The following is a 13,225-nucleotide window of genomic DNA, read 5'->3' as shown; positions in this document are numbered from 1 at the left end:
GTGATTGGCGATCGCCTGACTAAATGTTTAAAAACGGGAAAAGTTGTAATAAGCCTTTGCGTAGTTGTAACAAGAATATTTGCTCACGGAGGTTAGTATTTAGTTTTGATGGAGGGCTTGTTTGTAATTTTGCTTGTAGGTGGCTATATTCTGCGGCTGTGATCTGATTGCCATTAATAGGCGATCGCGCTTCTAGTATAATCTGTGTCCGCAATATTTCCTCTGGTATATCCTCTGGTGGCGGTAATGCTATCACTGCTTGACCATGATGACCAGTTAACCCCACTAAAATGCTAGTAGTAACGCTTAAAACAATCAGCAGTATGCGTTTCATCAATTTTTTTATTTCTAATTTCTAAAGTCCTGGTGGTAATGGTTCTCCACATAGTTGGTGAATATTCATAATTCGGGCAAAAACCTGTGGATATTTCTGGCGATAATCAGGAATCAGTGCCAGAGGACTCAACAAAGCCGCGGCTGCAATATCAGCTACACTCAAGCGCCCACCCACTAAATAATCACTTTTTTGCCAATATATAGATAATACTGATAAAGCATTGGCTAGTCTTTTCTGAGCTAATTCAACGGTAGTATCATTAATACCATATTGTTGTCTGACTACCTGAATTACCATTTGGCTAAACAGTGATGGGTCAATTGCTTTCCCTGCACCAGCCCGGAATTGATAATATACAAACCTGGTAGCCGTCCCGATACTTTCATCTAACCAATCTTCTAACATTGCCGCTTGGATTTGCAGTTCTGAATCAGGTAAAAATAAAGCAGGTTCAGGCTGATAACTTTCTAGAAATTTGATGATTTCTGTAGAGTCAGCGATAGCTTGGGGTTGTCCGACAACTTGTGGCAATAATACTGGTAGTGTAGTTAACCCAGTTAGTGACTTTACCTTGAAGATATGCAGCCCTGGAGTTAGATTTTCAGTCTGATAACAAATTCCTTTATAACCCAATGCTAATCGGGCTTTACGACAATAGTGAGATGTACTAAATTGCAGTAACAACATATATATATCAATATTATTTTGGTTACTGACAAAATCAATTAAAAAACTCCAACTGGGCAAGAACTGAATCTAGCCCAGTAGTCTAACCTGATGAATTTCCCTGCTTTTAACCCAACTTGACATTATAAGGCAGTTGTATCTTGAGTTTTTATCTACAAAATCGCCAACTTTGTCAACAGAGTTTTGTATTCAAAGATATCAACTACTTATCTAGATTGATGTACTAACCCATACTAGGGTGTTTTGGGAGTGGCTGCGGGAGATGCTGTCGTTGCTGGTGTAGCACCTGTATCTGCTGGTTCTCCACCTGTTGTAGCTGCTGGAGAACTAGTAGTATCAGCAGGAGGCTGAGTGCCACCATCACAAGCTCCAAGCAAAGTACCCAAACTCAACATTAAAGCCAAACCAAAAATCTTTGTCTTCATAACTCCTCTTTCACCAATTGTGGCAATAAAATCTTTCACCTGTTGAATAACATACCTCATTTATTGATTTTTTTTCACGGCTTTCTGATTACAGATTTTCAACTATCCCTCTTTGAAACATTTTTGTAATCTATATGTAATACAAATAATGGCGATTCAACCTTTTTTGACGGTTACATAAATATTCAGCAATTGCAAAGTTCAGTCACAAAGCGTGCTGAGAGACAAGAGACACGGGCGTTTTTAAACACCTTCAGTCATCTACTATCAAATATACTGTGAGAAGTAGTATAAGATTGGAGGCAAGAAAGTAACTTTAACCCAAGTTGCTAGTTATCCAATCATGGACAATAATCCCTTCTCTATTGCTTCTTGAACGAAAATACAGTATTTAATATCAGAAAAATTATGGTTTTTGAACGTAAATCAGCAGTTTTCGCAAAAAATACTTGGTTTTGGCGCAAATCTCCACTGTCATTCAATAGGCGACGTTCTCGGAATCTGGATACAAAAACACAGAAGTCATCCCGGCTTGGTAGTGAACCGATAGCAGTCAAATCGTCCAGTCCCCGGAACGCTTGGATAAATTTTTTGGGTTCTCGGAGAAGTAACACAGCAATCCGCACTTCAACCCCAGAACCAGGGAAAAAACCAACTACTAGTGTATACAAGATGGGCAATACAGGAACTATACCCACATGGTTACTACGTCTGTATACAGTAAATCGCTACTCGTCAGTTTTAGCATTTTTATTAGTAATATCAACGTTAATAGTTTATGGTTGGACTGTATATGCCCAGGAGCTTTGGAGCGAATCTTATGGAAAAGTAAAAAGCTTACAACGTCATGAACGGCAGTTAAACACTACCAATGCAACACTGACTAGCAAGATGGCACAAGAAGCAGAAAATCCTAGTATGGGGCTAGTATCACCAACTTCTGAAGGGGCAATTTTTTTACCGCCAACATCTCAAAGTAGTCCTAAATCGTCATTTTCAACTTCTCAACCAGAACCAAAACCAGAATCGCCTTCTCCACTTGGATATTAAAATCTAATAGGTGATTGTTCATCAGTTATTGGTCACTCGATTTTGGATTTACGATTTTGGACTTCGACTTCGCTCAGTTGAACGATTTTGGATTGACTCCACCAAACAAGTGTAGAGCTTGAAAATTTTGGATTTGGGATTTACGTTAGCGAAGCGTACGCAGCGCAGCGAGTATTTTTCCGTCAGTAGAGGACGAGGAACATATACCAAATTTTTTAATTAATCTAAAATCTAAAATCTACAATTTCCGGTCATTGATAAAATTCTTACTTATCACATTTCACCTATGTTTCTCCAATGCCGAAGCCATTAAGTAAAACAAAATTCAGAAACTTACGTAATTTAGAATTTAAAAGAGAACGAAAATTCTCTAAACAACCTCAACCGGGAAATATTGATCCGAAAATACCAGAAAACCCACCCAACATTAAATCCCGACTGTTGTTAGTATGGGGTGTTTTAATGGTTTCTTTGCTAGGGTTGGCATTCAACTTATATAATCTCCAAATTCTTCAGGGAAAAAAGCTGGCTGAACGGGCGCGAAACCAGCAAATGGTCAATGTACGTCCTTATATGCCCCGTCGTCCGGTGGTGGATCGGGGTAATAATATGTTAGCCATTGACCGTCCTGTTTATAACTTATATACTCACCCCAAATTATTTGATCAATCCCAGGAGGAAATTGCTGAGAAAATTGGTCCGATTATCGGTAAAGAAAAAGCCGATTTAATTAACATATTTCAAAGTAAACGTAGTGGAATTTTATTAGCTTCTAATGTATCAGAAGCTATTGCTGATAAGTTAATATCACTGCGTTTAAATGGATTCGAGTTTATTCAAAAATACTCTCGATTTTATCCCCAAGATGATTTGGTGGCGGACGTGGTGGGCTATGTTAATCTTGATCGTCGTGGCCAAGCCGGTGTGGAATACAGTCAAGAGAAGCTTCTGGAACGTTCTGGACAAACGGTGCGGATGAGTAGGGCTGGTAATGGGGCATTAATGCCCGATCATGCTCCAGAAGGATTTCTAAATTCTGATGATTTGAAACTGCAATTAACTATTGATAATCGCCTGCAAAGATTAGCTCGCGCAGCTTTGAAAGAACAGATGACTAAATTCAGTGCTAAACGTGGTGCAGTGATTGTCATGGATGCAGTTGATGGTTCTTTACTGGCGTTGGTTTCTCAACCTACTTACAACCCCAATAGATATTCCCAAGCCGATATTTCCCTGTTTAAAAATTGGACTGTAGCTGATCTTTATGAACCGGGATCAACTTTTAAACCTGTGAATGTGGCGATCGCTCTCGAAAATGGCGCAATCAAGCCAGATGATTCATTTGAAGATCCTGGTTCTATCCAAATCGGTAAACATACCATCAAAAATGCGGAAAGAACTGGTTATAGAAGACTGACTATTGCGGAGATTTTACAAACTTCTAGTAATATTGGTATGGTCAGAATCATGCAACGATTAAAACCTTCCATATACTACAACTGGTTAGAACGTTTAGGACTAGGACAAAAAGTTGACACGGATTTACCTTTTGAAGTAAGTGGTCAACTCAAAAGTCAAGAAAAATTTATCACTTCAAACATTGAACCAGCTACTACATCTTTTGGACAAGGCTTTTCTCTCACTCCATTACAACTGGTACAAATACACGCAGCATTAGCTAATGGGGGCAAATTAGTTACACCCCATGTAGTCCGAGGATTGATTGATGCTAAAGAACGAATACACTATTCAATTCCCCTCCCAGAACCACGGCAAATTTTCTCAGCCACAACTACTCAAAAAGTAGTGGAAATGATGGAAACAGTAGTTAGTCAAGGTAGTGGTAAAGCCTCAAGAATTTCAGGATATCGGATTGGTGGAAAAACGGGAACAGCCCAAAAAGCTAGTCCTAATGGTGGATATATTAAAGGTGCAAGAATTACCAGCTTTGTGGCTATTTTGCCAGTGGAATCTCCCCGTTATGTCGTGTTTGCAGTTGTGGATGAACCAAAGGGAGAAAATGCCTATGGTTCTACTGTAGCTGCACCAATTGTCAAAAATGTAATTGAAGCACTAATTCCGATTGAGCAAATTCCACCTAGTAAATTGACAATTGACAATTGACAATTCTCTCAATGACCAATCACCAATCACCAATCACCAATTACCAATCACCAATTACCAATTATCCATTATAGGTTTGCTGGAGAGTGGCTTCGATTGAGCCTAAATTTTGGAATAACTTAATTAAGTCATGAGATTTAGTTTTTTGCTCTAATAAAATTCCTTTCAGTGGTGTTAAAAATTGAATATCAGGATCATCTAATAGGGCAATTTCAGCAGCTTGTAATATTTTGGTGGTATTAGCAAAAATATCTGTATTTTCAAAACCAGATTTTGCCGAAATTTGGTGTAAACTAGCATCAGGTATAATAGCTCTACCTGATAAAGTTTCATCTAAGATTAAACCTTTTAATAAAGCTAATAAGCCTGCATAAATAGCGAAATTATCACAACTATCACAAGCTTTAAATTCTATTCGCCCTACCTCAGAGGGAATACGGGCAATTTTTGTTAATGAGGGGACACTTTGGATTAGTTCTGCTGCTGTTTTTACAAAAACTAATGTCGCTGATCTTTTTCCTGTTCTAATAAAAGTCCTTACTGATAAACCTTCCCATAAACCACCATTGTAAAAAGGAGAACTATAACTAAAAGGAATGATATAAGGACTGTAATAAGTTAACTTTTTACCAATATCAATTAACTTTTCCGTAGACAAGTTTGCCAGAGAAATATTTAAATCTGGTCCATAGGAAACCATGTAAATATGAGCAGTTTGTTCATCTGGATAAGCTTGTAATTGTTTAATTTCAAAATCATTTAATGGAGGTTGTGGTTTAAAAACACAAGTATAGGGATTAAAACTGGCTAAAACAGGTGAAAAACCAAAACTAGCAGCAACATCACTTAGTAAACCAAAACTTGTTGTTAATTCATCAATTGCTCCTTGAATAGTAGAGTGGATAGTTGTTCTAATTTCGATACCTTTAGCTACACAATCAATTACTTCTTCAGAGTCACTAAATCTTTCAAATCCTTCAATATACCAACGCTTTTTTTTAATCCCTGCATCACCAACTCTTAATTGTGGGTAATCATCAGGATATACGGGTAATTTATCAATGATTTGATTGAAATCTGCAAATTTTGTATTATGAAAATCTGCAAACTTTCCTTGATGATTGAGAAAAGCAACTTCATGTTCAACACCAAATGAAAACATACGCAATACCCAGTTAATGAGAAATATAATCAATTATATCCATAATTGATCCTATTGTGAATAATATGGGACGAGAAATAGGAGTTAATTATTTAAACATTGGACAGACTATAGATACCTGATTTGTAATTATTAGCTATACAGAACATATATTTTTGCCAGTTCAATGTACAGAAGTTCAGTCCTTTTCAAGGTAGCTTAATATTAAATAAGAAAAATTACAAGGCGTGAGTTTTTATGACAAGTGCTGCTCAAACCCCTTACAGTAGCGAACAAATTTCGGCTTGGTTACGAGGACTTTTGACTATTGCTTGGGCTGATGGTAACTTTGATGCTCAAGAACAGGAAGTAATTACTAATCTTACCAAAGATGAATTAGCTCCTTCCATTGACTGGGATTCTCTAGAGATCATCGAACCCGATGAATTAGCGGCTATATTAGGTAAAGGTACACCTGTAGCGGAAAATTTCTTGCGGACAGCGGTCATGGTAGCGATCGCTGATGGTATATACTCTCCTAGTGAAGATGAAGTTTTACACCAATTCTGTCAAAAATTAGAACTGCAAGAGAATTTACTCACAGCCCTGCGTCATACTCTAGAAGATACCGCACAAACTGAAGATTTTCCATCGGCTGAACTTGTACCTCCACATCCAGACGCTTTAAATCCCTTGCGTCACTGGTTAGACGGGTTAGATATTCAAGATCCCAGAGTTGCCAAATTTTTGTGTAAGATGATTCCTTCCCAGTGTCCCTTTGAAAGAGATGTCACCCTATTTGGCCGGAAAATAGTTCATATTCCGCCATTATGTAAAATTAACCCCCTCTATGAACAAATGGTAGGTTTACGTTTCCGCGCCCTCTCCTACCTAGCAGACGACTGTGGTGAGGATATTACACCTTATATATAGTCATTCGTCAGTAGCCAGTAGTCAGTAGTTAGGTGACATAATAAGAAGTAGAAGATTTCCGGAATCACGAATATATTAGCAATCAAAAAATTGGCTGCTAATATTTGGAAAATCGTTAACGAAGAGTCATTAGCGCAAAATATATTGGTAATCTTTCAAAAAAAGAATGACTAATGACAACTAACTACTAACTACTAACTACTGACAACTGACTAATTATGCAATTTATAGACCAATCAATAATTGAAGTAGAAGCAGGTAACGGAGGCGATGGTATTGTCGCTTTCCGCAGAGAGAAATATGTACCAGCAGGTGGTCCTTCTGGTGGAAATGGCGGAAAAGGTGGTTCAATCATTTTTGTGGCTGATAGCAACCTCCAAACCTTGCTAGATTTTCGATACAAGCATTTGTTTAAAGCCCAAAATGGGGAACGTGGCGGACCAAATAATTGCACCGGTGCAGGTGGAAAAGATTTAATTGTCGAAGTTCCTTGTGGTACTGCTGTTTATGATGGAGAAACGAGTGCTTTACTCTGTGATTTAGTTGAACCTGGACAAGTTTTTCGAGTCGCTGAAGGTGGCAAAGGTGGACTAGGAAATCAACATTTTTTAAGTAACCGTAATCGTGTTCCAGAATATGCACTTCCTGGGTTAGAAGGAGAAAAGAAGGTATTACGTTTAGAGTTGAAATTGTTAGCAGAAGTAGGAATTATTGGTTTACCAAATGCAGGTAAATCAACTTTAATTTCTTCTTTATCTGCTGCACGTCCAAAAATCGCTGATTATCCGTTTACTACGTTAATTCCTAATTTGGGCGTAGTTAAAAAACCCACAGGTGATGGTACAGTTTTCGCCGATATTCCCGGTTTAATTGAAGGTGCTTCTCATGGTGCAGGTTTAGGTTATGATTTCCTCCGTCACATTGAACGCACAAGGATTTTATTACACTTAATTGATGCGACAAGTGAAGATGTCATTGCTGATTTCCATACTATTCAAGAAGAATTAAAAGCCTATGGAAGGGGTTTAGCAAAACGTCCACAAATTTTAGCATTAAATAAAATAGATGCTGTTGATAGGGAATCTGTAGATTTAGAAGCTTTAGCTAAACAATTAAATCATCTGGCTTTAGCACCTGTTTTCATAATTTCGGCGGTAACTCGCACTGGATTAGATCCAATGATGCAAGAAATTTGGCGGATTTTGGATGAAGTTAATGCGTTGGAAGCTTTGGAAGCTGCGGAGGTAGCGGTTTAATTGATGGGTTGATTTTGTTGAGTAAAAGTCCGCGTTTGCGGACTCATTTTTAGCATTTTTTAAATTTTTTGAAAACAATAATTAAGAAGTGATTTTGTCAGAAGATTCTTTTCCACAAGCAGCAGGAAGGCATTTATATCCCACATTCCGCAGATGTGACTCAGATTATTGATATTTTTGAAAAATCCCAGCCAGAAAAATTTTATCTACCTAATTTTTTTGGTTAAGTTTAACTTTATCTGCCAAAAAATAGAGGATATGAGTATCATCGCTTTAACTACAAGTCCAGCGATAACTTTGGTTCACATTTTCACTTTTACGAAGTTAATAATGCCTTATTATTTGATAGAGAAAAAGCCAGAGGAATGAGATTAGATATCCCCGCAGGTACAGCAGTGAAATTTGAACCGGGAGATGAAAAAGAAGTTACTCTAGTTCCTGTAGTTGATAGCCGTCAAATTTATGGATTCAACGGCAAAATTAATGGAAAACTGTAAAAAAAATAAGTTTCAATTGCATAATTAGAGCAGAAATTATATCTGTTTTAACTTTTATTCATCTGCTAAGAAACTTTCTCCCCATTTGACTTCAACTTTACCGCTAGGACTAAATACAACCTTAAATTCAGTCACAGAATTATTGATTACTAGTTTAGTAGGTAAGATGAGAGTTTCATCTTTTGCTTTACCGTCATCAGGTTTAGATAACAATTTAGGTAAAGGTGTGGTTTGCAGTAAATCAATCGCTAATTTATCAATTGGTTCATAGGAAACAACTGCTCCTTCAGAATCTATCAGTACCCGATAAACCAAATCTCGATCAAAATTAACAGATGTTTCATCAGCTTCTTTGTTGTTAGATATTTGCCAATTCTTGACAATGATTTTTTGTAAATCTTCTTGTAATTTCTGGATCTTTTTCTCATCAGTAATAGCTCTGAGAGAATCAGCAACGGAAGGATCTAAACTAGAGGGAATTTCAGTAGGTATCAGACTAGCTCCAGCTTGCAGGGGAATTGGTTTTTTGAGAGTGTTTTTCTCCAAATCTAGCGCGTCACCAATTAAAGCATTAACTTTTGTGCGATCGCTCACAGTCAATAACCGATGTTGGAATACTACGTGCTTATATTCCTTAGAAATTTTCCCTTCAATTACATTAATTGCGTGTTTAGCAGCTTCATTAGCCGCATAGCTGGGTGCTTCATCCACAATTGATTGCAGAGGTTGATTAGGATCGAGCAGCATATTTGCCAACTTACGAGTTAAAGGAACAATTCCATACACACTTACCTTTTTGCTCAACCCCAACTCCCTAACAGCTTGGAGCGCAATTTCTGTGGTCATTTCTGAACCACCCCACAAAACATTAATCTTTGGGTGACGCTTGAGCATCGCTTTGACCTTATCTACATCTTCCGGTGTTCTGCCATCTGTCGTTCCCGTTTCGGTCCATTTTGCACCAGAATCTTCTATACCTTTGATAAATCCCTGTAAATAAGGATAAAGACGAGTTGAATCTGCCCCATCTACTAAACCCACATTTAACTCTTTAATCTGTTTATTTCTACTATTTAATACCCCTTTCCCCATGTATCTGCCAAGGTCGTAACCCATAGCTAAAGAATCGCTTTCATAACAAGCAAATACTACTTTCTGGGATTCTTTGGGTAAGCAATCACCGATATTAACCACCACCACACCAGCAACATAAGCCTGGAGAATACTTGGTACAGATTTCTCAGGATCTAATGGTCTCATGATGATTATATCTACATCTTGGGTGAGTAGCTGTTTGATTCCGTGAGTCTCCTCCTGAACACTTTCTCCGGTTTTAATGGGGATAATTTCAACTTGCTTATTTTCCTTAGCCAGTTTTTCTAAACCTTGTTGGTATAATTTATAAGTTAAGTTATCGTTAGGAAGAAGAAACCCAACTTTATACTTTTCTGGAGTTTCTTTAATAATTTTTGCTTCCCAATCTTTATCTTTAGCGGCTTGTTCCCAGTTATAAGATCGTTTCAGTTGATCTACTGACCAAAACTTACCTCTTTTCAGGTTAGCACGCTCGAATTCAGTCCCAATTGTAATTGTTTCCTTACGCATATCCACATAGCGAAGGGAAGCTCCCCTAAAGTTAGCTTTGTAGAGATCAGCACTTTGAATATTAGCACGGCTGAGATTAGAACCTTGGAAATTGGTTTGATTGAGATTTGCCCCTTGTAAATCAGCCCATAGCAACCGGGAGTTAATTACTGATGCTTTCGTCAAATTTGCATCTCTTAAATAAATCCGGCTCATGCGACTACTATCAAGATTCGCTTGCTCTAAATTGGCTTTTTCTAAATAAGCCGCTCGAAGAATTGCCCCTTTGAGGTTCGCACCCTTCAAATTTGCCCCCTTGAGATTTGCTCTTTCCAGGTTTGCACCCTCTAGATTAGCTTTTTCCAGGTTTGCACCCTCAAGGTTTGCTCCGCTTAAATTCACGCCAGATAAATCCATTCGGGAAAGATCAAATCCCTCATACCTGTAAAACTGCGGTGGCCACTGGGCAATCCTCCGCCAATTCCATTCAAATTTATAACACTTATTTAGTTCAATTCCTTCTAAGTTGGCCTTGGAAGCTTGTTCTCCTAATAGACTTTCACAGGACTGATTCAGATATTCCATAGCCTCAATTCTTGATTCAGAATATTCAACTTCCTTCTGATTTCTAATTTCTTGTCTAGCATTATCAAGAGCCTCTTTCTCTCTCTGCGGTGCTTCCACAAAGTAAGCTCCCATTGCTGCTAACAGTGTAAATTGACCAATAACGGTTGCCAAGCTATACAGAGAAACATTTTCACACCATTTAACAAAATCTCCCAGTCGCTGATCTAAAAACGTCAGGGGGTTGAACCAGGAATGTTTTGCTTTTGCCGGTTCTTTTTCCAATTCTAAAGAGTAACCTGCCCACATTCGCCGATAGGTTTCATGTGGCATATCCAGTCTTTTCGCTTCCTGAAGTATTTTGTACTCCCGTTTGACTGGATCTTCAATAGTAGCAATTTCTTGGAAGCTAGTCTCTAAATTTCGGATAACTCCTTCCAACTCAAAGATTTCAGCTTGTTCTTGGGGTGATATCCTAGTGTTTGTTTCCTCCGTTGTTTCTGTATCTCTTATCTCTTCTGTCTGGTTTTCAGATGTAGTACTTTTTTGTAGATGTTGAGCATTTGTGGTTCTTCTAAATATGGAAAAGCGACTAGACATAATTATTTAGTGTATTTGGTAAAAAAAGTTAAACTTAGCTAATTTTATTAAATAGCATACTTGTTTTCTAATTGGGACAATATGTTACGTATTTTTATAAATTTCAATTCTTGCTAGTAATGATAATCTTTTTATTTTTATAACAATCTCCAAAATTTTAGAAAAGAGTTAAGAGAAATAAAAATATGACAAACTTAGAAAGTAGTAAGTAGGTGATTGTATAAGTTATAAAATGAATCGTTCCGCTTATGCGGAGACTTATGAACTCACAGTAGGCGATAAAGTTAGATTAAGTAATGAGACAAAATTAATTACACAAACATTTGGACTAAAATCCTTGATTGGCAAAGGATTGATAAATAACTAATATGTAATTAATTCTGTCCAGGTACTTAGTTGACCAATATACAATGCACGTTGAACAATATTATAAAGCTGATAATAACAAATGGATTTTTTCGGAATATTCAGATAGTGATGATTCTTTAAATTTAGCTTCTGTTGCTTGTCAAATTTTGCTTGCAGATATTTATGATAAGGTAGATTTTGAAGTTAAATAATAAATCTCACGCCAAGACGCTAAGGCGCAAAGTTTTTATTAGTATCTTTACGCCTTAATTATCTAAATTTACACTTTAAGAAACCAGCGTTTCTGATACATCAAGACAGCAACACCGTACCAAAAGAATAAGGTAACAAGTGCAAACAAAAATGAGCCGTTGAAATTTCCCGCCCAAGATGCAAAGATATTTTGGTAAATCCAATTATAGATACTAATGGCGGTTTCACCTGTCCCTATTTGGGTTCTTGCTGTGATTTTAATTAACAGTACAGATGCAACAAAAAGAGCGATCGCATTTAAGCCCATAATCTCAAATGGTTTACTCCAGCGTTTTATTAACCTCACTTCTATCAATTCATAACAAGCTGCTAATAACATTAACGCCCAACCAGTAGTAAACACAACATAGGAACTGGTCCATAGTTTCTTATTCATGGGAAATGCTACATCCCAAATAATTGCAATTACTAAGCAACACAAACCCAATAAAACTAAATCCATACTTGTTTGCGAATTAGCCTGTTTTTTATCTTTAATCCATTCTCCGGTAAAATAACCAGCTAAAACGTTAACTATCGCTGGAATGGTGCTAAAAAGTCCTTCAGGATCTCCCAGCAAATTAAAGCCATCACCTTTATATAAATGTGCTTTGGGAATAATTAATCTATCAATAAATGCGCCAAAATTACCTTCCCTTGTTAGCACTCCTGCACCATAATCAGGAACTGGAATATACATCATTGTCAACCAATAACCAATTAGTAATCCTCCTGCTACTAACCATTGACTTTTACGGGGTAATTTTAAAACTATCAAAGATGTAAACAGGTAAGTTAAACTAATTCGTTGCAATACTCCCATGATTCGCAAACTACTAAAGTCAAAAGTCCAAACTCCTTTATTCCAAAAACCATTTAATAGTAAACCCAAAGCAAATAATATAGCAGCACGGCGCAACAGCAGTAAGTAAACTGTTGTGGTAGGTTTATTCTCTGAGGTATACTTTGACAGAGAATAAGTCATTGCTACACCAACAATGAATAAAAAGAAGGGAAATATTAAGTCAGTGGGTGTACAACCGTGCCATTGAGCATGACTGAGGGGAGGATAAACATTATCTACGACTCCGGCCATGTTAGCAAGAATCATGGCGGCAATAGTAATACCACGAAAAACATCAAGCGAAGTCAGACGCATAGACGGAATAGTTTTTTTGATGACTATTTACCTTACCCCGCTTGATGCACCTTCTCAAGAAAAATTGATAACCTAAGTTACAAGGTAAACTTTTATTAAGTAATGTTTGAATTGGGAATTTTTTAATATGGCTATCAAAGTTGGAGATACCGCACCTGATTTTAATCTACCCGCCCAAAATGGTGCAAATATCAGCCTGGCGGAATTTCGTGGTCAAAAATCTGTTGTCCTCTATTTTTATCCCAAGGACGATACACCGGGATGGTAC

Annotated in this window: 12 protein-coding genes and 2 pseudogenes; 8 read left to right on the top strand and 6 right to left on the bottom strand. The window is 37.4% G+C overall.

The annotated features are described in order from the left end of the window. Window positions 1–19 precede the first annotated feature (19 nt). From FJR38_RS07740 to FJR38_RS07730, 3 genes are all read right to left on the bottom strand, one after another. Entirely contained in the window at window positions 20–334 is a 315-nt protein-coding gene (locus FJR38_RS07740; RefSeq protein ID WP_168493146.1) for a hypothetical protein, read from the bottom strand. A gap of 21 nt (window positions 335–355) precedes the next feature. Next, window positions 356–1,024 carry a glutathione S-transferase family protein gene (locus tag FJR38_RS07735; RefSeq protein WP_168536273.1) on the bottom strand — a complete coding sequence of 223 codons (669 nt, stop codon included), beginning with the start codon at window positions 1,022–1,024 and terminating at the stop codon, window positions 356–358. A gap of 233 nt (window positions 1,025–1,257) precedes the next feature. Continuing rightward, window positions 1,258–1,509 carry a hypothetical protein gene (locus tag FJR38_RS07730; RefSeq protein ID WP_254445225.1) on the bottom strand — a complete coding sequence of 84 codons (252 nt, stop codon included), beginning with the start codon at window positions 1,507–1,509 and terminating at the stop codon, window positions 1,258–1,260. Between the two features lie 348 nt (window positions 1,510–1,857). Between FJR38_RS07730 and FJR38_RS07725 the strand changes: the two genes are divergently transcribed. Both FJR38_RS07725 and FJR38_RS07720 read left to right on the top strand, forming a co-directional pair. Beyond that, window positions 1,858–2,499 (top strand): hypothetical protein, encoded by a 642-nt coding sequence (locus FJR38_RS07725; protein ID WP_168536271.1) that lies wholly within the window; start codon window positions 1,858–1,860, stop codon window positions 2,497–2,499. Between the two features lie 297 nt (window positions 2,500–2,796). Next, window positions 2,797–4,623: a penicillin-binding protein 2 gene (locus FJR38_RS07720; protein WP_168493143.1), complete on the top strand. Its 1,827-nt coding sequence runs from the start codon at window positions 2,797–2,799 to the stop codon at window positions 4,621–4,623. Between the two features lie 61 nt (window positions 4,624–4,684). Here FJR38_RS07720 and FJR38_RS07715 read toward each other — a convergent pair whose 3' ends face one another. Beyond that, on the bottom strand, window positions 4,685–5,785 hold the full coding sequence (locus tag FJR38_RS07715; RefSeq protein WP_168536269.1) for a glutamate--cysteine ligase: 1,101 nt from the start codon (window positions 5,783–5,785) through the stop codon (window positions 4,685–4,687). A 237-nt stretch (window positions 5,786–6,022) separates the two neighbouring features. Here FJR38_RS07715 and FJR38_RS07710 point away from each other — a divergent pair, with 237 nt between their 5' ends. The 3 genes and pseudogenes from FJR38_RS07710 to ureB all read left to right on the top strand — a co-directional run. Continuing rightward, complete coding sequence (locus FJR38_RS07710) at window positions 6,023–6,697, top strand: Mo-dependent nitrogenase C-terminal domain-containing protein (protein WP_168536267.1); 675 nt, start codon at window positions 6,023–6,025, stop codon at window positions 6,695–6,697. Between the two features lie 218 nt (window positions 6,698–6,915). Further along, the gene (gene obgE, locus FJR38_RS07705) at window positions 6,916–7,953 is read left to right on the top strand and encodes a GTPase ObgE (protein ID WP_168493137.1); all 1,038 of its coding nucleotides are present in this window, start codon (window positions 6,916–6,918) and stop codon (window positions 7,951–7,953) included. Window positions 7,954–8,252: 299 nt separating this feature from the next. Continuing rightward, window positions 8,253–8,450 (top strand): annotated as a pseudogene (gene ureB, locus FJR38_RS07700) (urease subunit beta); the annotation flags it as partial. A gap of 54 nt (window positions 8,451–8,504) precedes the next feature. Here ureB and FJR38_RS07695 read toward each other — a convergent pair. Continuing rightward, window positions 8,505–11,198, bottom strand: coding sequence for a pentapeptide repeat-containing protein (locus FJR38_RS07695; protein ID WP_168536265.1), 2,694 nt, complete (start codon window positions 11,196–11,198; stop codon window positions 8,505–8,507). 232 nt (window positions 11,199–11,430) lie between these two features. Between FJR38_RS07695 and FJR38_RS07690 the strand changes: the two genes are divergently transcribed. Then, entirely contained in the window at window positions 11,431–11,565 is a 135-nt protein-coding gene (locus FJR38_RS07690) for a hypothetical protein (RefSeq protein WP_168536263.1), read from the top strand. 25 nt (window positions 11,566–11,590) lie between these two features. Beyond that, window positions 11,591–11,758, top strand: a pseudogene (locus FJR38_RS07685) (Uma2 family endonuclease); the annotation flags it as partial. Window positions 11,759–11,826: 68 nt separating this feature from the next. Here the strand turns inward: FJR38_RS07685 and FJR38_RS07680 are convergent. Beyond that, the gene (locus tag FJR38_RS07680; protein WP_168536261.1) at window positions 11,827–12,957 is read right to left on the bottom strand and encodes an acyltransferase family protein; all 1,131 of its coding nucleotides are present in this window, start codon (window positions 12,955–12,957) and stop codon (window positions 11,827–11,829) included. 127 nt (window positions 12,958–13,084) lie between these two features. Between FJR38_RS07680 and FJR38_RS07675 the strand changes: the two genes are divergently transcribed. Further along, window positions 13,085–13,225 (top strand): redoxin domain-containing protein (locus tag FJR38_RS07675; RefSeq protein WP_168536259.1); only part of this gene is annotated, 141 nt, incomplete at its 3' end.

It is taken from the genome of Anabaena sp. UHCC 0253 (genome assembly GCF_009712085.1).
Taxonomy (GTDB): Bacteria; Cyanobacteriota; Cyanobacteriia; order Cyanobacteriales; family Nostocaceae; genus Dolichospermum.
This window is presented reverse-complemented; position numbering and strand designations above follow the sequence as displayed.